Consider the following 23026-nt stretch of genomic DNA (forward strand, 5'->3'; position numbering starts at 1 on the left):
TAAAGTAAGATATAAAGCAGTCTATGAAAGACTGCTTTTTTAATGTATATGAAAATATAATATGTATCACTTTCTTAAATCATCAAGTAACTTAGTTTTATATCTTGTTTGTTCATCAACATTTTTTATAATCTTAGCAGGAGAACCAGCTACAACAACACCTTCTGGAACATCAGTTGTAACTACTGAACCAGCTGCTACAACGGACCCAGAGCCTATCTTTACTCCTTCTAAAATAACTGAATTGGCTCCAATCATTACATCATCCTCTATAACACAAGGAGACATACTAGGTGGTTCTAAGACACCAGCAATAATTGCACCTGCACCTACATGAACCCTTTTGCCAATCTTTCCACGTGCTCCAATAACTGAGTTCATATCTATCATAGAGGCTTCTCCTATTTCAGCACCTATATTTATAACAGCACCCATCATTATAACAGCATTTCTGCCTATCTTAACCTTGCTTCTAATTATAGCGCCAGGTTCAATTCTTGCATCTTGTTCTAGTAAGTTCAGCATAGGTACTGCAGAATTTCTTCTATCATTTTCTATTCTAAAATGTTTAATTATATCTTTGTTATCAAGAATTATATTAGTAATTATATTTGACTCTCCAAATAATATATAAAAATTATTAAATCCATACCATTCAGTTTGTTCAAGGTCCACCTTAGAAAGGTCACCATTAACATATACTTGTACAGGTGTGGATTTTTTTGATTGTTTGATAAATCTGGCTAATTCGTAGGGATCAGTAAAATTATATTCCATATTTAAGCTCCTAAAATTACTCTTAGTATTATAATTATGATTAAGAGTAGTAATATTTGCAGAAATTATAAAATTTTTTGGTTATAATATATATGAATTAGAAATGAGGTGGATGTATGATACAAATATATACAGGTAATGGAAAAGGGAAAACAACTGCTTCTATAGGCCAAGGAGTTAGAGCAGCTGGTAGAGGATTTAAGGTATATATGGTGCAATTTCTTAAGGGTACCCCTACAGGAGAGTTAGAGTCTTTAAGGAAAATAGATAACTTTAAAGTTTTTAGATTTGAAGAGAAAAGGGATTTTGTTTGGAATTTAAATGCAGAAGAAATTGAAGAACTAAAAAAAGAAGTTATTAAAGCATATAATTTTATTTTAGAAGTTGTGGAAAATAAAGAATGTGATCTTTTAATAATGGATGAAATTATGGGAGTATTAAAGAATGGTTTTTTATCAGTAGAAGATATTGTAGAAATAATTAATAGAAATAACCATGATATAGAAATTATTATGACAGGAAGAGATGTGCCTAAGGAACTGGCAGATAGGGCAGATTTAATTACAGAGATGAAAATGGTAAAACATTATTATGAAAAAGGTGTACCTGCTAGAGAGGGAATAGAGTATTAAAAAAACATGTGGCTAGTAATAGTCACATGTTTTTCTATGTCAAAAATGCGTAAGGAGATATATTCAATATCACAAGGATATCTTTTGTAAAAAACAAAGAAAATATACTTGCTAATTTATATGATCGCTTTGGAAGCCTTCTCTTTTTACGGAATGTTTCTTTCGAGTTCTATTATTATTCTTTCCTTCTTCACTAGTTATTGGAGTTTGGTAGTTACATTTCTCCATTCTAGCGTGTTTATTATCAGGTTGGCTATCTTTTGTCAAGTTAATCACTCCTTGTTACTTTTATCTACTAATTTAGTATGTATAACTAATATTACTCTTATACCGTGAAATTTAATAATTATTAAAAATATAAAAGAAGCTATTATAGATAGAAATTTTCTACCTATAATAGCTTAATTTACTGTTATTTATTTTCTATAACATTTTCCATATTATATAAGCCTGCCTCAGTTACTTTGCTCATATATTGGCAAGCCTTTAAAGCGCCAACAGCAAAAACTTCTCTAGAGATTGCTTTGTGAGTTAATTCTATAACTTCGCCAGTTCCAACAAAAATTACATCATGATCCCCAACAATGGAGCCACCTCTAACAGCATGTATACCTATTTCATTATCTTTTCTCTTTGAATTTCCTTCTCTTCCATAAATATATTCTGTTTCATATGGAATAGAATCTTTTATTGTATCTGCTAGTAGAATAGCTGTTCCACTAGGAGCATCTACTTTTTGGTTATGATGTTTTTCTATAATTTCAATATCATAGTTTTCATATAATAATGGAACTACCTTCTTTAATAGAGAATTTATTAGATTAATTCCAAGAGACATATTAGCTGATTTAAATAATGGAAGAGTTTTACTCTTTTCATTTATTAAATCTAAATCTTCTTTAGAATATCCAGTTGAGCATAAAACTAAAGGTTTTTTAGTTTTTTCTGTTAACTCAAGAAGATTTGATAAAGCATCAGCTCTTGAAAAATCTAAAAGTACATCATAATCTATATTTACATCATGAACATTCTTGAAAATAGGAAAGCTAGTTTCAGAAGGAAATTTATCTATTCCAGCTACAATTTCAATATCATCGAAATTTTTAGCAGATTCAATAACCATTTTTCCCATTTTTCCTGAGCATCCATTTAAAATTACTTTTGTCATATGGTCACTCCCTAAAGTAAATTATATTCTTTTAATGTGTCCTTTAATTTCATTAAGTTACTATCACTCATTTCATAAAGTGGTAGTCTTAAAGGACCAACATCCTTACCTATTAAATTTAAGGCAGTTTTAATAGGAATAGGATTTGTTTCTATAAATAAGGTGCTAGATAGTTTTAGATTTTCTAATTGAAGGTCTAAAGCTTTTTTTACATCTCCATTTAAATAAGACTTTATCATGGTGTGCACAGCATTAGGAATAATATTGGCTAGCACTGATATAACTCCCTTGCCACCTAAAGATAATATAGGTATAGCTTGGTCATCATTTCCTGAATAAATATCTATTTTATCACCACATAAAGCTTTCATTTGTACTACTTGACCAATATTCCCACTAGCTTCTTTAATAGCAACTACATTTGAAAGGGTAGATAGTTCCTTTAAGTTTTCAGGAGTAATGTTAACTCCAGTTCTACTAGGAACATTATATAAAATAATTGGTGTATTTACAGAATTATTTATTGCCTCAAAATGTTTTATTAAACCTCTTGAATTTGTCTTGTTATAATAAGGTGTAATTACTAAAAGTCCGTCTACACCAACACTTTCAGCATATTTGCTCATTTCTATAGATGATAGAGTGTTATTTGAACCTGTACCTGCTATAACTGGGATTCTTTTATTTACAACATCAACGGTAAATTTTATTGTAAGTTTTTTTTCTTCCTCGCTCATAGTTGTAGCTTCACCGGTTGTTCCACAAATAATAATGGCATCAGTACCTTCTTTGATGTGCCACTCTAATAATTCTTTAAGCTTTTTATAATTTACTCCATTATCATTAAAAGGAGTAACTATAGCAACACCAGAACCTTCAAAAATTGACATTAGAAATCCTCCAATCTTACTTTTTATCGATCATAAGCTCTGCAATTTGAATTGCATTTAATGCAGCACCCTTTCTAATGTTATCAGCAACCACCCATAAATTTAAACCGTTGTCCACACTAAAGTCTCTTCTAATTCTTCCTACATAGATATCATCTTTTCCTGTTACAAATAAAGGTGTAGGGTACTTCAATTCTTTAGTATTATCATATACAACTACGCCTTCAGTGTTGCTTAATAAGTTAACTATATCATCTAATTCAAATTCATTTTGAAGTTCTAAGTTGATGCTTTCACTATGAGAATTTAAAACAGCAACTCTAGCAGTTGTAGCAGTTATTTTTAATGTGTCATCATGAAGAATTTTTCTTGTTTCATTAATCATCTTCATTTCTTCCTTAGTGTATCCATTTTCTTCGAATACATCAATGTGTGGTAATACATTACCTGTTATTGGATAAGGGAATTTCTTAGGTTCAATTCCTTTATAACCATCCTCTAAGTCTTTTATTCCTTGAATTCCAGCCCCTGATACCGCTTGGTAAGTTGAATATACAATTCTCTTGATTCCATACTTCTTATGAATAGCGTTTAGTACAGGCATAGCTTGAATAGTAGAACAATTTGGATTCGCTATTATTCCATTATGCCACTTTATATCTTCAGGATTAACTTCAGGTACTACTAGTGGTACCTTCGGGTCCATTCTCCAAGCACTACTATTATCAATAGCAACAGCACCGATTTTAGCAAACTTAGGTGCAAACTCTAAACTTACACCTCCCCCTGCTGAAAATAAAGCAAAATCAATTTTCTTATTTACTATATTTTCATCGCAAGTCTCCTCAACAATGAAGTCCTTTCCTTTAAATTGTAATGTTGTACCTGCGGATCTTTTAGATGCGAAAAGATACAAATTCTTTACTGGAAAATCTCTTTGCTCCAATATTTCTAAAAATTTTCTACCTACATTTCCAGTAGCCCCAACAATTGCAACGTTATACAAAAGTATCCCTCCTAAATATTATTAATATAATTTCTTATATACAATTAATATAGTTAAAGTATTGGGAAATATCAATAGTATTGGTAAAAATAATACAAATTTCTTGTATTTACAAGAGGGAATAAATATAAGCTATGGGGGAATAATAAGGTTGAAATTTAAGAGGGAGTGAAAGTTTTGAGTAAGACACCATTAAAAAAAGTGATAAAAGCAAAATTAAAAGGAAATAAAGAATTAACACCTGAAGAGGAGTTAAGAGAAAAAATAAAATACGAAATAGCAGAGGAACTTGGATTAAAGGATAAGGTGGATGCCTTTGGTTGGGGTGGACTAACAGCAGAAGAAACTGGTAGAATTGGAGGAATTATGACAAAAAGAAAAAAAGATCTTCATATACCTACCAATAATGAAATTCTTGGTAGAAAATAAATTGACTTAATGAAGGAATAGCTTTAATATATTTGTAGTAATTATAAAACTACTGGGGGAAAAGTTATGGCCTATGGCGAATTTGCAAAGATTTATGATGAGTTAATAAATGAAGATATTAACTATGATTCAATGGTAGTAAGATTGAAAGAAATAATTGATAAATATCAAAGTAATCCAGTTGATTATTTAGATTTAGCCTGTGGAACAGGTAATATTGGCGTAAGAATGGCTAAATATTTTAAGTCTACATATGCAGTTGATTTATCTGAAGATATGTTAAGAGAGGCTTTTGATAAATTTAAAGCTGAGAGGATTAAAGCTAAAATTATATGTCAAGATATGAGAGAGCTTTCCTTAAATCATAAATTTGATGTAATAACATGTGTATTAGATTCAACTAATTATCTTATAGAAGATGGCGATTTAGAAAAATACTTCACAGGAGTATATGAACATCTTAAAGATGGAGGATTATTTATTTTTGATATCAATTCTTTTTATAAATTAACCAATATTTTAGGAAACAATATTTACACATACAGTTCTGAGGATGTTTTTTATACATGGGAAAATACAATTGAAGATAATGTTGTAAATATGTTTTTAACTTTTTTTGTTAAAGAGAAAAATGAACTTTATGAAAGATTTGAAGAAGAGCATTTTGAGAGAGCTTATGAAGAAAGTGAAATTGAAGAAGTTTTAAATCAAGTAGGATTTACTTTGTTAGGTAAATTTGATGGATACAATATAGATGAAGTACAACAAGAAAGTGAAAGAATTTTATATGTTGTAGGAAAGAATATGGAGGTATAGTATGAAAGATAAAGTTATAAGAGCAACTGCTAAGGATGGTATGGTTAGAATACTTGGTGGTATCACAACTAATATGGTTAATGATGGAACTAGCGTTCATGAATGTACACCTTTAGCATCTGCAGCATTAGGTAGAATGTTAACGGCAGCAGCTTTAATGGGAAGAACATTAAAATCAGATGATGAAGTTGTAACTATAAAGATAAATGGCGGAGGAATAGCTAAGGGAGTAACAGTTACAGGATATCAAAATGCATCAGTTAAAGGATTTATAGGTAATCCATATATAGAATTGCCGCTAAATGCTAAGGGTAAATTAGATGTAGGTGGAGCAATAGGTAAGGATGGCTTATTATATGTAATAAAGGACTTAGGGTTAAAAGAACCATATGTAGGTCAAGTTCCAATACAAACTGGAGAAATCGCTGAAGATTTAACATATTATTTTACTGTTTCTGAGCAAACTCCTTCAGCAGTATCTTTAGGGGTGCTTGTAGATAAGGACTATTCAATAAAAGCTGCAGGTGGATTTGTAATTCAAATGATGCCAGGTGCAGATCCATTATTAGCAGATTTATTAATGTATAGATTAGAAGAGGTACCTTCAATAACAACAATGATAAGTGAAGGTAAAACAATTGAAGAAATATTAGAGTTCATTTTTGATGGAATGGATTTAAAGATATTAGATGAAGTTGAACCTAAGTATGTTTGTGATTGTTCAAGAGAAAGAATAGAAAAGGCCCTAATTAGTATAGGTGAAAAAGATTTAAGAGAAATATATGAAGATGGTAAAGAAGAAGAAGTTGTTTGTCACTTCTGTAATAGAAAATATAAGTTTACTAATGAAGATATAAAAGATTTATTAGAAAAAGCTACGAATAAATAAGGAACCTTATTTTCTATTGCCAGGACTATATTCTATATTCAAAAAAATATAAGTTCTTAAGTTTTTAAAAACTTAAGAACTTAAGAAGCTATAGTAAAAATGCCATGGTTAAAAAAACTGCTACAGAATAAAAATATTTTGTAGCAGTCTTTTTTTTATGGAGGCGCCGCCCAGATTTGAACTGGGGAATAAAGGTTTTGCAGACCTCTGCCTTACCACTTGGCTACAGCGCCAAAGCTTATATTAATAATGTATACATTAACCTTAGATTTGATACTACTTTTATAAAGATTGATTTATAATAAAGTGGACAAAAGGAAATACTAGTTGTAATAGGAGGTGATACTTGTGAAATTACAAGAGAAATTTAATGAAATTGAAAAACATTTATTAGAAGATGAGAAGCCTTCCATATATTTAAATGAATTAAAAACTTCAGGAGAACTATCTGTTGAACCTTTTAAGTGGTTAATAAGTCTAGAAAAAATAGAACAATCACCTAAACATCATCCAGAAGGAGATGTATGGATTCATACTATGATGGTTGTTGATAAAGGGAGTTCTTATAGAGAGTATGTAGAAGATAAAAAGGTCTTTATGTGGGCGTTATTATTGCATGACTTAGGGAAGAGAAGTACAACTAAGCTAAGAAAAGGAAGATGGACTTCATATGATCATGATAAGGTTGGAAGAAAAGATTCCTATGATTTTTTAAGTTATTTTAAATTGGATGAAGAATTTAAAAGTAAGGTTTCTATATTGGTGAGATATCACATGCATTTGTTATTTATAATGAATAAATTGCCTTATGGAGATATAAAGGGAATGAAAAAAGAAGCTAATCTACATGATTTATCATATGTATTTTTAAGTGATAGGTTAGGTAGAGGAGGAATGGATAAAGAAGAGATAGAGAAGGTAGAAAAGGAAGTAGAGTCATTTAGAAATAAGTTTTTGAAACAATAAAAAATGTGGAATGGATATTTATTTTTGCTTGTTCCGTTGCAAACTCCAAGTCACAGAAAAATAAATATCTATTCCCTTAGTATTTAAGGTAAGGAAACTATAAAATTATTATTCTTGATTTTATAGTTTTTTAATATGAAAATGTAACAATACCTTTGATTTATAGCAAATTAAAACTTTATATTTTCTTATATAAATAGGATTAAGCTTTAAAACTTAATCCTATTTTTAATTATTTAAAGGTAAATAATTTTCATAGAAACATTTTTATAACTCCTACGTAATATATATGGAAAGCTAGATGTATAAGAGACTTCCGCGGTCTATGAGCTTTCCTTTTTTTAATGCTATTGGCTCTATATCATGCTTATAAAGAAATTTATAAACTTCTTTACCATAAGCATAACAATTTAATTCGCCAAATAAGGCTAATCTATTTTCAGATATCATTCCGCCAACTCCTCCTATGAATCCATAATTCAAAGAGGGTAATAGTATGTCCCCAGGGGGAATAAGAAGTACGTCTAAGTCTTCTTGAATTAGTTTTTTATAAATTCCTTTATCACTTGTAATGTATGCATTTTTTCCTGTTGGTAATACGGAACATTTGGTATATCCTTGTTTAACATTAATTGTCTTTTTGCTATCCTGAAATTTAAGGAGGTTTGGATCTGTATAATTTAAGTTGTGTACAAAAAGATTGTCAGTAATTAGTGCGTTTATAATTATATTTTCTGGGTAATTAGTTCCTAATGAATTCTCAGAGAGTATATAATTAATTCCTTTAGAGGATAATAAGTTTAAAAAATCCTTAGAAATATCCTTTTGTACAATAACTTTCTTATTCCTTTTATCAAGGATGTTAAGTTGGATATCAACATGTCCATTTATAGCTTCATAAACCTTTGGACATTTTGGTATTAAAATAGGTTCTATATTTAAATTTATTATATTATTTAATTCTTCATTACTAATTTTGTAGTCTAAAAAACAATACATGATAAAAACTCCTAATTATTTATATAAGAATACATTACTATATCGTGTAAACAAAAATCAATATGTACAAAGGGGTAAAAATAAATTCCGTATATTGAAGAGGTTTTAATACATACTATTACTATGGAAGGGAGTGAAACCCATGCTTGTACTACAGTTAGCTTATTCGGGTGAACTAGATTTTGTTGAAGAACTTCAAGAGCTAAAGGAACTATTGAAAAAGAAGCACATAATAATAGGTGTGGTTGAAAGTTTAGAAGGGAAGACACATGTAATAAAAGTTATGTGTGATGATTCGAATTATAGTGATAGAACAGGTAATATAATTAATTTATATATTAGTAATATCCTTTATAAAATTGTTATTACAAAGTATAAAGAAAAAGAACTTTTTGAGTATTTGACAGACACATACTTTTTCTTGAAGCGAGATGAAATGTTAGAAGTAGAAGAAGAAATAATGAAGGTTCTATATTGTGAGGAAGGCGTTCATGACTCTAATTTTATATTCTATTCTAATAAAACAAACGCAATTATAGATAAAATAAAAGAATGTATTGAAGAAAATAATGAGATTAATATTAATGGATTCATTACTTTTAGGATGCGAGAGTTAAGAAAAGATATTGAAGATGTTGTAGATAAAGTAGTTGAAAGATATATGGTTGAAAAAGAATATAAAGAATTTATACGACTGTTAAAATACTTTGTTGAAATTCAAGAGTGTAGAGTTGAGGAAATTAACTTGACAGCCTTACCATCAGGAGGATATATAGTGACAGATGGATATGGAGAAGATATATTTCCTACATTTTTAAATGAATTATCAGACTGTAAAATAGGAATTGATGCCAATGTTGAAGATATAGTTATAAGTGGCTTGATAACTAATGCTCCTCAAAAGATAGTAATACACAAAAGAGAGGAATGTAAAAATAAAGAGTTTATAGAAACTATAATAAATGTCTTTGGTGAAAGAGTAGTATTTTGTGATGGATGTAAATTATGTTCAAAAACTAATATAAAAATGTAAAAAGATGTTGACAATGTATATAAGCAATGATAAAATAACATTTGTTAAGAAGAAACAGCCGTTTCTCACCATGCAACAATTGAGTTAGCTTGGTTATTTATCTAGATTATTTATGTGAAGTAATTACGATAATAGAAAACGGCGTTCAACGCCGTTTTTTTTATATTATAAAGTTTGCTTTAATTTTTTCGGAGGTGAAAACTATTAATAAAAATTATATAGTGAATGAGGATATTAGAGACAAGGAAATCAGAGCTATTGGTGCTGATGGTTCTCAATTAGGTATCTTACAAACAAAAGAAGTCCTTAAGATGGCTGAAGAAGCGGAGTTAGATTTAGTGATGATATCACCAAATGCTAAGCCTCCAGTTTGTAAAATAATGGACTTAGGAAAGTTCATTTATGAGCAATCAAAAAAGGAAAAAGAAGCTAAGAAGAAGCAAAAAGTTGTTAGTATTAAAGAGGTAAGAGTTAGTCTTACAATAGAAGAGCACGATATCGAAATTAAAGCTAAAAATGCTAGAAAGTTCTTATTAGACGGAGACAAAGTTAAAATCACTGTTAGATTCAGAGGAAGAGAAATGGAACTTAGTCACTTAGGTGCAAAGATTCTTGAAAACTTCGCTAACAAATTGGCTGATGTAGGTAATATAGAAAAGCCAATTAAAAAAGAAGGAAGAAATATGACAGTGGTTATTGGCCCTAAAAAGGCATAAACTGAGAGGAGGAAATTTATCATGCCAAAAATGAAAACTCATAGAGGTGCAGCAAAAAGATTCAAGAAGACAGGTACAGGAAAGCTAAAGAGAGCTAAGGCTTTCAAGAGCCATATCTTAACTAAGAAGAGCTCAAAAAGAAAGAGAAATCTTAGAAAGACAGGATATGTTTCAACTACTCAAGAAAAAGCAATGAAGAAATTATTACCATATCTATAAGAATTGGTACAGGAGGTTTAAAGAATGGCAAGAGTAAAAAGAGCGGTTAATTCTCGTAAGAATCATAAAAAAGTTTTAAAGCTTGCAAAAGGATACTACGGTGGAAAGAGCAAGTTATTTAAGACTGCTAACGAATCAGTTATTAGAGCATTAAGAAATGCTTATGTTGGAAGAAGATTAAAGAAGAGAGATTTCAGAAGATTATGGATAGCTAGAATAAATGCTGCTACAAGAATGAATGGTCTTTCTTATTCAAAGTTCATGAATGGAATCAAGTTAGCTGGAGTTGACATAAACAGAAAGATGTTATCTGAAATAGCTATCAACGATCCAAAAGCATTTGCAGATTTAGTTGAATTAGCTAAGAAGCAATTAAACGCTTAATATAAGAATGCGGCCTAAGGTCGCATTTTCTTTTAATATTAATAAAGTAGGAAAATGCTTTACTATCTAAAGAAAAAAGTTACTTAGGGTATATTATATCTTGTTCAGTTTGATAATACTATTAGGCAAGATATTATATACTCTTACTTTTATATAAATATAGAAACAAAAAATGGTATATAAAGAGATATAATAAAGCATGAACTTTTGGAGTGATTTTATGCAAAAATTAAAGAGGATTAATAAATATAAATTAAATGGTGTACAGACGCTAGCCCTTGGTTTCATTGCTGTAATTATTATTGGAGGCTTGATACTTAGTTTACCTATATCTTCTGCAAGTGGAGAGAGTACTAACTTATTAGATGCTTTATTTACTTCTACTTCTGCTGTATGCGTTACTGGTTTAGTAACATTAGATACAGGGACTCATTGGAATGCATTTGGGCAAACAGTAATAATACTATTAATAGAAATTGGTGGCTTAGGGTTCATGTCATTTACTACTTTTGTAGCAATATTATTAGGTAAAAAAATAACCCTTAGAGATAGATTAATGGTACAAGAAGCTTTAAATACATTTAGTATACAAGGTCTTGTAAGAATGGTTAAATATGTACTTGGGTTTACTTTTGCAGTTCAATTCTTTGGAGCAATGCTGTTATCAACACAGTTTATACCTGAGTTTGGATTGAAAAAGGGATTCTTTTATAGTATTTTTCATTCAATATCTGCTTTTTGTAATGCTGGTTTTGATTTATTTGGTAATTTTTCAAGTCTTACTGGATTTTCAAGTAATATAGCAGTAATTTTAACAATAAGTGCACTTATTATTATTGGAGGGTTAGGCTTTACAGTATGGCTTGAAATATATAGCTATAAGTATAAAGGAATAAGAAAGTTATCTGTACATGCTAAAATAGTTTTATTGATTACAGGTGTTTTATTAATAGGTGGATTTGTAGCTATGTTTTTTATAGAGTATAGCAATCCAGAAACTATTGGTGGCATGGGATTAAAAGATAAGTTGTTAAATTCCTTCTTTGCATCTGTTAGTCCAAGAACAGCAGGGTTTAATAGTATATCTACAGATGGAATGACAACAGCTGGTAAGTTTTTGACAATAATATTAATGTTTATTGGAGGATCACCAGGATCAACAGCTGGAGGTCTTAAAACAGCAACTTTTGGTTTGATAATACTTACAGTTATAAGTGTAATTAAAGGTAGAGAAGATACAGAAGCCTTTGGAAAAAGATTTGCCAAGGAATTAGTATATAAGGCTTTTGCATTATTGATAATAGCAGTGGGATTAATAATAGTAGTTACAATGTTATTATCAGTAACTGAAAAAGGAATAGAATTTATAGATTTACTATATGAAGCAACTTCGGCCTTTGCTACAGTAGGGTTAACTACAGGTGTAACCCAAAAATTAAGTACAGTAGGTAGAATTATTATAATGATAATGATGTACTTTGGTAGAGTTGGTCCACTAACTGTTGCTCTTGCACTTACTAATAGAAAGAAAAAAGTTGATTATAAATACCCAGAAGGAAAGATATTAATAGGTTAGGGGATGATTTTATGGCTAATAAACAATTTGTTGTAATAGGACTTGGAAGATTTGGTGCATCAGTAGCTAAAACATTATATTCTTTAGGAAATGATGTTTTGGTTATAGATAAAGATGAGGATTTAATTCAAGATATATCAGATAGTGTTACTCATGCAGTACAAATGGATGCAACTGATGAAAATGCATTAAGAACATTAGGTCTTAGAAATTTTGATGTTGCAGTAGTTACAATAGGTGCTAATATCCAATCAAGCGTAATGGTAACACTATTAGTAAAAGAATTAGGTGTAAAATATATAATTGCTAAAGGAAATAGTGATTTGCATGCAAAAGTATTATATAAAATTGGTGCTGATAGGGTAATTCTACCAGAAAAAGATATGGGAGTTAGAGTTGCTCATAATTTGGTTTCATCAAGTATACTTGATTATATAGAATTATCACCTGATTACAGTATAATGGAAATTGAAGCTTTAGATGAATGGCAAGATAAAACATTAAGAGAGCTTAAGCTTAGAAGTAAGTACGGAATAAATGTAATGGCTATTAAGAAAGGTGATGAAATTAATCTTACTCCTTCAGCAGATGATACTGTTGAATCTAAAGATATTATTGTTGCTATAGGGTCAGCTCAAGATTTAGCAAATCTTGAAGGTGTAATAGTTAAATTTAAATAATTGAGGTGTAAACTTTGGTTCTTATAGAAAGTAAAGATAACAATTTATTTAAAGAAACCAAAAAGCTTAAAGAGAGAAAAGGAAGAAATAAGAGCTCTAAGTATTTAATAGAGGGATTTAGGTTAATAGAAGAAGCTTGTAAAGCAAATCTGCCTATAGAATATATTTTTATAAGCCATAGGCTAGAAGAAAACAAGTTTGAAGAGTATTTAGGGAAATATATAACAAATAGTATGAAACTTTATACATTGAAAGATAGCTTGTTAAGAGAGTTATGCTCAACTGAAGAACCTCAAGGGGTTGTTGCAGTTGTTAGGATGAATGAAGTTGACTTAAACAAAGAAGGTAGTTTTTATATTCTATGTGATAAGGTTCAAGATCCTGGTAATTTAGGTACTATCATTAGAACTGCTCATGCAGCAGGTGTGGATGGTGTAATTCTAACTAAGGGAACTGTTGATATATATAATGAAAAGACTATACGTTCTACAATGGGATCTATGTTTTATATTCCAATAATCTTAGAGGATAGTGATTTTACTATTACTAAATCCTTAATAAATAAGGGGTTTTCTCTTTTAGCTACATCCTTAGAAGGGAATAAGGATTTCTTTAAAGAAGATTTAAGCGGGAAGATTATTATCTCCGTAGGCAATGAAGGTAATGGTGTAAGTGAAGAAGTATATAGCCTTTCTGATAAGAAAGTTAAAATACCAATGCCTGGAGGAGCAGAGTCATTAAATGTAGCAATAGCTACCTCGATAGTGATTTATGAAAAAGTTAGGCAGAATCAGTTGAATTTTTAGAAAAACATTTGTATAATAGGAAAGTAATAGAATATTAAATAAACTATGATTGAGAGAGTAAATATAAGGAACTTTTTCAGGGAGAAGAGGACATAGACTGAAAGCCTCTTTATAGAGAATTATATTGAAGTTCGCTCAGGAGTTCTAACTATGAAATAATAGTAGTAGTTAGCGGGGAACCGTTAAATTAACTAGAGTTGGGTATCTATTTTTATAGAACCAATTAGGGTGGTAACGCGGATATTCCGTCCCTTTTTTAGGGACGGTTTTTTATTTTATAGAGAATTTTCTATGAAGTATTCAATGGCCCTAGAGGTAAAGAAGAAAGGAGAATAAAAATGCAAGAAAAGTTAATGCAAATTCAAGAAGTTGCTTTAAAAGAAATTGAAGAAGCAAGTAACAGTACAGCTCTTAGTGATATAAGAGTTAAGTATTTAGGTAAAAAAGGTGAACTTACAACTATTTTAAAAAGTATGGGTGGTTTATCAAAAGAAGAAAGACCTATAGTTGGTAAGATGGTTAATGATGTTAAGAAGGTTGTTGAAGAAAAACTAGATGCAGCTATTAACGCTATAAAAGAAAAGGAAAAGAATGAAAAACTTCAAAATGAAATTATAGATATTACTCTTCCAGGAAAGAAGAATGTATTAGGAAAGAGACACCCACTAGAATTAACTCTTGAAAGAATTAAGGATATATTTATATCTATGGGATTCTCAATTGAAGATGGTCCAGAAGTAGAATTAGACCACTATAACTTCGAAGCTTTAAATATTCCTAAAAACCATCCAGCTAGAAGTGAACAAGATACATTCTACATTAATGATAATATAGTTTTAAGAACTCAAACTTCACCAGTTCAAATAAGAACTATGGAGAATCAAGAACCACCAATAAAGATGATATCTCCAGGTAAGGTTTATAGATCAGATGCAGTAGACCCTACACACTCACCAATATTCTATCAAATGGAAGGGTTAGTTGTAGCTAAGGGAGTAACATTTGCAGATCTTAAGGGAACTTTAGAACTATTTGCAAAGAAGATGTTTGGAGATAAGGTTCAAACTAAGTTTAGACCTCACCATTTCCCATTTACAGAACCATCAGCTGAAATGGATGCTTCATGTTATGTATGTGGAGGAAAAGGATGTAATGTATGTAAGGGATCAGGTTGGATAGAATTACTTGGTTGTGGAATGGTTCATCCAAATGTATTAAGAAACTGTGGTATAGACCCAGAAGTGTATAGCGGATTTGCTTTTGGCTTTGGTATAGATAGAATGGTAATGCTTAGCTATGGCTTAGATGATATCAGATTATTATATGAAAGTGATATGAGATTCTTAAATCAATTCTAGAGGAGGATAAGGGAATGAAAGTACCATATAATTGGCTAAATGATTATGTTGATATAAATGTAGATGCAAAAGAATTAGGTGATATTCTGACTTTAACAGGTTCTCAACTTGAAGAAGTAGAAATACAAGGTGACAATATAAAGAATGTAGTTGTATGTCATATTTTAAAGATAGAAAAACACCCTGATGCTGATAGATTAAATGTTTGTCAAGTAAATATAGGAACAGAAGAAATTCAAATAGTTACAGCTGCTACAAACATGAAGGAAGGGGATAAGGTTCCAGTAGCTCTTCATAAATCTATTTTAGCAGATGGAACTGAAATTAAGAAAGGTAAGATGAGAGGGGTCGTATCTAACGGTATGTTCTGCTCAGAAGAAGAGCTTGGAATTGCTGGAGATGAACCAGTTCATGGATTAATGATTTTACCTGAAGATGCTCCTGTAGGAATGGATATTAAAGAGTATCTTAAGCTTAATAAAGCAATATTAGATTTTGATATAACTTCTAATAGACCAGATTGTTTAAGCATGGTTGGTATGGCTAGGGAAACAGCAGCAGCTTTAGGAACTACTTACAAAATGCCAAACATGAGCTTTGAAACAAAATCTTCAAAGAATATAAATGATGAGTTAGAAGTGGAAATAAAGAGTAGCCTTTGCAACAGATATATGGCAAGAGGAGTAAAAAATGTAAAGATAGCTCCTTCTCCAGGTTGGATGCAAGAAAGACTTCTTGAAGCAGGTATTAGACCTATAAACAATATAGTAGATATTACAAACTTTGTTATGCTTGAAATTGGAGAACCAATGCATGCCTTTGATGCTAGACAAATAACATCAAAGAAGATTGTTGTAGATACTGCTAAGGATGGAGAAAAGTTCACTACTTTAGATGAGCAAGAGAGAGAATTAAATTCAACTGTTCTTTGCATTAAGGATGGAGACAGAACAATATGTCTTGCAGGTATAATGGGAGGATTAAACTCTGAAATAGAAGAAGGTACTACAGAAGTAGTATTTGAATGTGCTAATTTCGATGGAACTAATATAAGAGTTAACTCAAAAGCACTAGGAATAAGAACTGAAAGCTCAGCAAGATTTGAAAAGGATATAGATCCAAACCTAGCTGAATTAGCTATTAATAGAGCATGTGCACTTGTATGTGAATTAGGTGCTGGAGATGTAATGGAAGGAACTATAGACCTATATCCAAATAAGAAAGAAGAAGGTCATTTAACTGTTTCTGCTAGTTGGATTAATAAGTTCTTAGGTACAGAAATACCTGTAGAGGATATGAAGAAATACTTAGATTCTTTAGATATGCCTACAACAATAAATGGTGATGATTTAGAAATTACATCTCCTACATTTAGAGTTGATATAGCTATAAAAGAAGATATAGCTGAAGAGGTAGCAAGAATCTACGGATATGATAAAATACCTACTACTGTATTTGATGAAACACCAACAAGGGAAAACAAACACAAAAATGAAGTATTAAGAGGTATTGTAGTTGATGCTTTAATAGCTTCAGGAATAAATCAATCTATATCTTATTCATTTGTATCACCAAAGGTATTTGATAAAATTAGATTGCCAGAAGATTCACCATTAAGAGATGTAGTTAAAATTAAGAATCCTTTAGGAGAAGATTACTCTGTAATGAGAACTTCAACTATACCATCAATGATGGATTCTTTAGGAAGAAATTATTCTAGAAGCAATGAATATGCGAGATTATTTGAAATAGGAAAAGTATATCTTAAGAATGAAGATGACAACAAGTTACCAACAGAAAAGAATGTTTTAACAATTGGTATGTATGGAAACTGTGATTTCTTAGACCTTAAGGGTGTTGTAGAAAATGTACTTGATAGATTAGGAATAACTAAGGCAAGATTTGTACGTGAAAGTGAAAATCCAAGCTTCCATCCAGGTAAAACTGCTGGAATTCAATTAAGAGGTAAGTCTGCAGGTGTGTTTGGAGAAATACATCCAGATGTACAAGAAGCTTATGGACTAGATGTTGCAGCCTACATTGCTGAATTAGATTTAGATTTACTATATGAAGCTTCTGAAACAGTTAAGAAGTATACACCTATTCCTAAGTTCCCAGCAGCAACAAGAGATATAGCTATATTAGTAGACGATTCTGTTCTTGTTGGTGACATTGAAGAGGCTATAAGAAAAGCAGGAGGTCCTTTAGTAGAAAAGATAACTCTATTTGATATATATAAGGGAGCTCAAATTGAAGAAGGAAAGAAGAGCATAGCTTATGCAATAGTTTATAGAGATCCTAAGAAATCATTAACTGATAATGATGTAAATAAGGTTCATGATAAGATATTAAAAGCATTAGAGCATAAATTAGGAGCTCAATTAAGATAATTTAAAAGGTTAGATGGATATTTATTCTGCATGTTCCGTAGCTACGTTCCAAGTGACATAAATAATATCCACCCAACTCATAGATATTTAAAAAGCAGTATATTTGTTTAGAGCAAATATACTGCTTTAATTTAACTATTTATAATTTCGTTAGTAGACTTATTTGAATCTTTAACTCTGTTAAAGACATCTTCACTAAGGCCTTCTATATCATTTGATTTTAGAATTTTATTTGTAGGTAATATATTATAGACTGTCTTTCCAGAAGCATTAACATATTTATATACCCAAGTTGGTTCTGTCTCATAAGAAGTTAACTTTAATTTGTTATTAGAATCTTTAGTAATAAACAGTTTAACCATTAACCCATCTTCTGATTTTATATTTCCCATTGTTTCAAATCTTTGATTAGATATAAAATTTCCTAGAGAATAGCAAACCAATGTTTCATTTCCGTTGGTATCATTTTTTAGCGTTCTTATAGGTTGAACCACATGAGGATGACTTCCAAAGATAACATTTACCCCAATAGAATTTAGCATACCTGCCAATTTTTCTTGTTGAGCACTTGGTTGTAGCTGATATTCATTTCCCCAGTGTATATAGAAAATGGTAAATTCAGCTCCATCTTTAATCATATTATCATAAGTAGACTTCATATTATTTATGTCATTCTCTATATTAGAATCACTAAATAAGTTTATTTTAGGCTCCATTTCCTTAGATAAGGGAAGTCCATTTATATATCTATAACCATTTTTATCTATTGTTGAATAAGTATAATTAGTTATTCCAATCTTAACACCTTTTATATCTTTTACTATATAGTTCTTATCCTTAACTGTATTCTTTATTCCAAGAAGGTCTAAACCAGCTTCTTTTATTAATTTAGCAGTACTCTCAATACCCTTATCTCCCATATCATTAATATGATTATGAGTAGAACAGACCATGTCAAAACCTGCATTTTTTATAGAGTTTAATATTTCTTTAGGGCTATTAAACTTTGGATAGCCACTAAAATTATGTCCTTTACCTAAATAAGTGGTTTCAGAGTTACATATGGCTAAGTCAGAAGTGGATACGTAATTTTTTACATAAGTGAAAAAGTTATCATAATTATAAGTATTTGTTTTTGAATCGTATCCTGAATAAACTTGTTCCATATGCATAAGAACATCTCCTGCACCAAGTACAGAGATGGTTGTATCTTCCTTTTCAGCTATGGTAGGGGTAGTTGGTTCATTGCAGCTATTACAAGATATAATTGTAAATGATAAAATTAAAGTTAATAATATTGAAAGAATTACTTTTTTATTTTTCATATAAGCACCTCACTAGAAAAATAATATCATAAAGTAAAATTTTTGTAAATTTATTACAAAAACCATGAGGCATAAAATATATTACATTTGAGTGAAAATTTGTTTTCTGTAATTTGAAGTTTTGCAATGAAAGAAGCAAAATAAATATTTTCTTTACTTTTTGTAAATAAGTAAGGTACTTTTTGTAAAACATAATTGTTTTATGTAATAATTTCACCTATAATTAAATATATAAGGTTTCGAGAGGTGTTTAGTATGATAAAGGTTACCGTTAAAATAAATGGAATTGAATATAGTCTAAAGGGTAGGGAAGATGAAAACTATCTAAAGGAAGTAGCTGAATATGTAAACAGTAAAATGAATGAGATAAAAACTAAAAATCCATTATTAAGTACTGTTGATTCAGGTGTGCTTGCAGCTTTAAATATTGCAGATGAATTATATAAAGCTGATATTGAGATAGAAGAGTTTAAAAAGAAGAAGGAATCTCTAGAAGAAAGAAATTCAGGACTTAGAGAAGGCATAAAGGAACTAAGAGAAGAAAATGATAAATTAAAGGCAGACAAAGAAAAAGCAGTAAAAGATCTAGAAGGTAAGATTAAGGTACTACAAGATGAAATAAAAGTGCTTATGGAGGAAAAGAATGTTTTGGCTATAGAAAATAATGATATAAAGAAAGATAATAACATTCTAACAAACCTTAATAACAAGCTTAATGAAGAAATTGTACAAGTTAATAATTTAAGTGAAATACTTAATAAAGAAATAGTTGATATAAAAGATAAGAATGCAACCTTAAAGAGTAATATAGATAAATATGTAGAGGGTGAAAAGGGTTATAAAGCACAAATAGAAAACTTGAACAAGGAAATTAAAAATTTAAATGATAAGGTTGAGGGAAATAAAAAGAAGGAAGATGTTTTAAAAGAAGAAATTAGCAATCTTAAAAAACAAAATTCTAAGTTAGATGAAGATGTTAATAGAGCTTTAAATTCTAAATCTTTATTAGAAGAGGAGTTAGACTTAACTAAAGCTAAGAACCAAGAAGTAAAGGAACAACTAAATTCATTAAACTATAACTTAAGTGATTTAGAATATAAGTATGAAGATAATAAGAAAGAATTAGTGAAGGAAAAAGAATTGAATAGGTCTTTAGTAGAAGAGTTAAATTCAATTCATAAGAATATGAAATCTCTAGAAGATGATAATTTACAAAATAACGAAAATGTTGAATTATTAAATAAGGAAATCATTGAATTAAAAGATGAACTTGAAGTGAAAAATAATGAATTAATTGAAGCTAGAGATAAGGCTGAAAAACTATCATATGAAAAGCAAAAAATAATGGAAAATGGTAAAGATTCTAGACAAGAGTTAAAGACTAGCAAATATAAAGTTTTAGATCTGGAAAAGAAATTAATGGATGCTCAAATAGAAATAGCAAAATTAAAAAAGGAAAGAAATCCTTTAATGAAATAAGTTGTTAAGAGACAAGTGAGTAACATCATTGTCTCTTTAATTTTGTATAAAATTATAAATTAGCATAAAAAGATGTTTTATGATATAACTTTATATAGCATACTAAAGATATAGTTAAATTAATTAGGAGAGAATTAAGATGGAAAAGATAGAATTATTAGCACCTGTTGGTAACATGGAAAGTCTTTATGCTGCTGTAAATAATGGTGCAGATGCAATATATTTAGGTGGACCTAAGTTTTCAGCTAGAGCTAAGGCCATAGAATTTGATAATGAAAAAATGAAAGTAGCAGCTGACTATTGTCATAGCTATGGAGTAAAAATATATGTAACTATGAATACAATTCTAAAGGAAAAAGAGTTAAAGGATGCTATTAAATATGCTGGCTACCTTTATGAGATAGGAATTGATGCCTTAATTATTCAGGATTTAGGATTTTTAAAATTAATAAAAGAAAAATATCCTGATTTTGAGGTTCATGCTTCAACTCAAATGACAATTCATAATGGAGAAGGAGCAGTTTATTTCACTGAAAAAGGCTTTAAAAGAGTTGTTTTATCTAGGGAGTTAAGCTTAGAAGAAATTGAATATATATCTAAGGACTTGGGTATAGAGACAGAAATATTTGTGCATGGAGCATTATGTGTTTCATATTCAGGACAATGTTTGATGAGTTCTATGATTGGTGGAAGAAGTGGTAATAGAGGAAAGTGCGCTCAACCATGTAGGCAAGAGTATAAGTTGATTTCTGCCTCAGGTGGAGAGAAGAAGGGGCATCTTTTAAGCACTAAAGATACATGTACTATTGATGATATGAAAGATATTATAGAGAGTGGTGCATTGTCTTTAAAGGTTGAAGGAAGAATGAAAAGACCAGAATATGTAGCTGGAGTTATAGAGACATATAGGAAGGCAATAGATAAAGAGTTAGAAAACAGGGAATTTAATGTTGAAGAAGGAAAGAAAACTTTACTTCAATTATTTAATAGAGGTGGATTTGCCAATGCTTATCTAAAAAAGGACTCTGGTAAAGATATGATGAGCTTTGTAATTCCTAAGAATACTGGTTTAGAACTTGGAAAATCAGATGATAAAGGAGAGATTATTCTACAAGAAGATATAACCATAGGTGATGGTGTAGGATATGGAAGTAAAGGCTTTACTGTAAGTAAGATACTTCTAAATGGAAAAGAGGTATTAGAAGCTGATAAGGGAGACAAGGTAAAGTTATTCCCAAAAGGATATAAAAAGGGAGATTTATTATATAAAACTTCTAGCAAAACATTATTTGATGAACTCTCAGAGAAAATAAAACCTTATTATAGAAAGATATCACTAATTGGTGAAGTTAGATTTAAGGTTGGAGAAGAGATGGTTCTTAAGGCATCTTATAAAGGCATTGACTATGTAGTTAAGGGTGATTTAGTAGAAAAAGCTGAGAAGAGGCCTTTAGATAAAGAAAGAGTTATTGAAGCGTTAACTAAGTCAGGTGGATATCCATATAAATTAGATGAGGTTATTTTTGAAGACTTCCAGGATGGATTTATTAGAGTAGCTTCATTAAATAACCTAAGAAGAGAATTGTTTGAAAAAATAATGAAAAGTGAAACTTCAAAATATAGAAGAAGAAGATATTTAATTAATGAAGTACATGAATTTAAAGCTCCTAAAAAGCCTTTGGATTTAGAATTATTAGTAACATGTACAACTAAAGAACAACTTAACACTCTTATTGAATTTGGAGTTAAGAATATTGGTGTTGATATATATAGTAGAGAAAAAGATTCAATAACAATAAGTGATATAAAAGCTATAAGTGGTATTAATTTCTTTATACTAACACCAGAAATTATTAAGAGTGAATTTAAAGGTGTTGTAAATGTTATTGAAAAGGCAAAGGGGAATGTAAAAGGGCTAATAACTGCTAATGCAGGTATAATCAATATCTATAAAGATAAAATGAATATAATAGGTGATTATAAGTTAAATGTATTTAATAGTTATGCCATAGATTTTTATAGAGAAGATATAGGAAATATTTCATTAAGTCTTGAATTAAATAAAAGAGAAATTAAAGAAGTAATGAAGAATATGCCATCAGGAGTTGCATACCAATTGTATGGAAAAACAGAGCTTATGGTTAGTGAATATTGCCCTATAGGAAGTACATATGGAGGTAAGAATAAAGATAAGAAGTGTAACTTAGCATGTACAAGAGATAGGTTTACTTTAGTTGATGAAGTTAATGAAAAATTTAGAGTTATGACGGATGTATTCTGTAGAAGTCATATTTTGAATAGTGTTGCTTTAAATCTTATAGGAGAAAAGGATGAGTTAAAAGCCATGGGGATAGAGTCCTTTAGAATAGATTTTAAAGATGAATCTAGGGAAGATGTTATAAAAGTGTTTAAAATGTTAAATGGAGAATTAGATATAGAAAGCAAGTATTATACAAAGGGATGTTATAGAAGAGGTGTAGATTAAACA

Annotated in this window: 23 protein-coding genes, 1 tRNA gene and 2 other annotated features; of the genes, 16 read left to right on the forward strand and 8 right to left on the reverse strand. The window is 29.9% G+C overall.

Annotated elements, in window-relative coordinates:
- Nucleotides 1-66: 66 nt before the first annotated feature.
- A complete protein-coding gene (gene dapD, locus G594_RS0105190; protein ID WP_027097606.1) occupies nt 67-777 on the reverse strand; it encodes a 2,3,4,5-tetrahydropyridine-2,6-dicarboxylate N-acetyltransferase in 711 nt (236 codons plus the stop codon).
- A gap of 116 nt (nt 778-893) precedes the next feature.
- On the opposite strand from dapD, the gene G594_RS0105195 reads away from it, so the two are divergent.
- On the forward strand, nt 894-1409 hold the full coding sequence (locus G594_RS0105195) for a cob(I)yrinic acid a,c-diamide adenosyltransferase (RefSeq protein ID WP_034865915.1): 516 nt from the start codon (nt 894-896) through the stop codon (nt 1407-1409).
- 111 nt (nt 1410-1520) lie between these two features.
- On the opposite strand, the gene G594_RS20285 is transcribed toward G594_RS0105195, so the two are convergent.
- The 4 genes from G594_RS20285 to G594_RS0105215 form a co-directional block, all read right to left on the reverse strand.
- A complete protein-coding gene (locus G594_RS20285; RefSeq protein ID WP_165438808.1) occupies nt 1521-1676 on the reverse strand; it encodes a hypothetical protein in 156 nt (51 codons plus the stop codon).
- A 145-nt stretch (nt 1677-1821) separates the two neighbouring features.
- The gene (gene dapB, locus G594_RS0105205) at nt 1822-2577 is read right to left on the reverse strand and encodes a 4-hydroxy-tetrahydrodipicolinate reductase (protein ID WP_027097608.1); all 756 of its coding nucleotides are present in this window, start codon (nt 2575-2577) and stop codon (nt 1822-1824) included.
- Nucleotides 2578-2588: 11 nt separating this feature from the next.
- Nucleotides 2589-3467: a 4-hydroxy-tetrahydrodipicolinate synthase gene (dapA, locus tag G594_RS0105210; RefSeq protein WP_027097609.1), complete on the reverse strand. Its 879-nt coding sequence runs from the start codon at nt 3465-3467 to the stop codon at nt 2589-2591.
- Nucleotides 3468-3483: 16 nt separating this feature from the next.
- Nucleotides 3484-4473: an aspartate-semialdehyde dehydrogenase gene (locus tag G594_RS0105215; RefSeq protein ID WP_027097610.1), complete on the reverse strand. Its 990-nt coding sequence runs from the start codon at nt 4471-4473 to the stop codon at nt 3484-3486.
- 177 nt (nt 4474-4650) lie between these two features.
- On the opposite strand from G594_RS0105215, the gene G594_RS0105220 reads away from it, so the two are divergent.
- The 3 genes from G594_RS0105220 (at nt 4651) to hslO (ending at nt 6607) form a co-directional block, all read left to right on the forward strand.
- Nucleotides 4651-4902, forward strand: coding sequence for an alpha/beta-type small acid-soluble spore protein (locus G594_RS0105220; protein WP_027097611.1), 252 nt, complete (start codon nt 4651-4653; stop codon nt 4900-4902).
- 66 nt (nt 4903-4968) lie between these two features.
- On the forward strand, nt 4969-5718 hold the full coding sequence (locus tag G594_RS0105225) for a class I SAM-dependent DNA methyltransferase (RefSeq protein WP_027097612.1): 750 nt from the start codon (nt 4969-4971) through the stop codon (nt 5716-5718).
- 1 nt (nt 5719) lies between these two features.
- Nucleotides 5720-6607 carry an Hsp33 family molecular chaperone HslO gene (gene hslO / locus G594_RS0105230; protein ID WP_027097613.1) on the forward strand — a complete coding sequence of 296 codons (888 nt, stop codon included), beginning with the start codon at nt 5720-5722 and terminating at the stop codon, nt 6605-6607.
- Between the two features lie 158 nt (nt 6608-6765).
- Here the strand turns inward: hslO and G594_RS0105235 are convergent.
- Nucleotides 6766-6840: transfer RNA gene (locus tag G594_RS0105235), tRNA-Cys, on the reverse strand.
- Between the two features lie 115 nt (nt 6841-6955).
- Here G594_RS0105235 and G594_RS0105240 point away from each other — a divergent pair.
- On the forward strand, nt 6956-7573 hold the full coding sequence (locus tag G594_RS0105240) for an HD domain-containing protein (RefSeq protein ID WP_034865917.1): 618 nt from the start codon (nt 6956-6958) through the stop codon (nt 7571-7573).
- Between the two features lie 297 nt (nt 7574-7870).
- On the opposite strand, the gene G594_RS0105245 is transcribed toward G594_RS0105240, so the two are convergent.
- Nucleotides 7871-8572, reverse strand: a complete 702-nt coding sequence (locus G594_RS0105245; protein WP_027097615.1) for a DUF6873 family GME fold protein — start codon at nt 8570-8572, stop codon at nt 7871-7873.
- Nucleotides 8573-8714: 142 nt separating this feature from the next.
- On the opposite strand from G594_RS0105245, the gene ytxC reads away from it, so the two are divergent.
- From ytxC to pheT, 9 genes are all read left to right on the forward strand, one after another.
- A complete protein-coding gene (ytxC, locus tag G594_RS0105250) occupies nt 8715-9605 on the forward strand; it encodes a putative sporulation protein YtxC (protein WP_027097616.1) in 891 nt (296 codons plus the stop codon).
- Nucleotides 9606-9645: 40 nt separating this feature from the next.
- Nucleotides 9646-9774: a sequence feature (ribosomal protein L20 leader region), on the forward strand.
- Between the two features lie 25 nt (nt 9775-9799).
- Entirely contained in the window at nt 9800-10321 is a 522-nt protein-coding gene (gene infC / locus G594_RS0105255) for a translation initiation factor IF-3 (protein ID WP_027097617.1), read from the forward strand.
- A gap of 21 nt (nt 10322-10342) precedes the next feature.
- Nucleotides 10343-10540 (forward strand): 50S ribosomal protein L35, encoded by a 198-nt coding sequence (gene rpmI / locus G594_RS0105260; RefSeq protein WP_027097618.1) that lies wholly within the window; start codon nt 10343-10345, stop codon nt 10538-10540.
- A gap of 24 nt (nt 10541-10564) precedes the next feature.
- Nucleotides 10565-10924: a 50S ribosomal protein L20 gene (gene rplT / locus G594_RS0105265; RefSeq protein ID WP_027097619.1), complete on the forward strand. Its 360-nt coding sequence runs from the start codon at nt 10565-10567 to the stop codon at nt 10922-10924.
- A 220-nt stretch (nt 10925-11144) separates the two neighbouring features.
- On the forward strand, nt 11145-12500 hold the full coding sequence (locus G594_RS0105270; protein ID WP_027097620.1) for a TrkH family potassium uptake protein: 1356 nt from the start codon (nt 11145-11147) through the stop codon (nt 12498-12500).
- An 11-nt stretch (nt 12501-12511) separates the two neighbouring features.
- Nucleotides 12512-13180 (forward strand): potassium channel family protein, encoded by a 669-nt coding sequence (locus G594_RS0105275; RefSeq protein ID WP_027097621.1) that lies wholly within the window; start codon nt 12512-12514, stop codon nt 13178-13180.
- 14 nt (nt 13181-13194) lie between these two features.
- Nucleotides 13195-13986 (forward strand): TrmH family RNA methyltransferase, encoded by a 792-nt coding sequence (locus G594_RS0105280; protein ID WP_027097622.1) that lies wholly within the window; start codon nt 13195-13197, stop codon nt 13984-13986.
- Between the two features lie 36 nt (nt 13987-14022).
- Nucleotides 14023-14242 (forward strand) — a binding site (T-box leader).
- Between the two features lie 82 nt (nt 14243-14324).
- Entirely contained in the window at nt 14325-15344 is a 1020-nt protein-coding gene (gene pheS / locus G594_RS0105285) for a phenylalanine--tRNA ligase subunit alpha (RefSeq protein WP_027097623.1), read from the forward strand.
- 14 nt (nt 15345-15358) lie between these two features.
- Nucleotides 15359-17734, forward strand: a complete 2376-nt coding sequence (gene pheT, locus G594_RS0105290; protein WP_027097624.1) for a phenylalanine--tRNA ligase subunit beta — start codon at nt 15359-15361, stop codon at nt 17732-17734.
- A 131-nt stretch (nt 17735-17865) separates the two neighbouring features.
- Here pheT and G594_RS18385 read toward each other — a convergent pair whose 3' ends face one another.
- On the reverse strand, nt 17866-19059 hold the full coding sequence (locus tag G594_RS18385; protein ID WP_051195911.1) for a CapA family protein: 1194 nt from the start codon (nt 19057-19059) through the stop codon (nt 17866-17868).
- A gap of 255 nt (nt 19060-19314) precedes the next feature.
- Between G594_RS18385 and G594_RS0105300 the strand changes: the two genes are divergently transcribed.
- Nucleotides 19315-20538, forward strand: a complete 1224-nt coding sequence (locus tag G594_RS0105300; RefSeq protein WP_027097625.1) for a cell division protein ZapA — start codon at nt 19315-19317, stop codon at nt 20536-20538.
- A gap of 139 nt (nt 20539-20677) precedes the next feature.
- Entirely contained in the window at nt 20678-23023 is a 2346-nt protein-coding gene (locus tag G594_RS0105305) for a U32 family peptidase (protein WP_027097626.1), read from the forward strand.
- The last annotated feature ends 3 nt before the right edge of the window (nt 23024-23026 follow it).

The organism is Clostridium paraputrificum AGR2156 (assembly GCF_000424025.1).
GTDB classification, from domain to species: domain Bacteria; phylum Bacillota; class Clostridia; order Clostridiales; family Clostridiaceae; genus Clostridium; species Clostridium paraputrificum.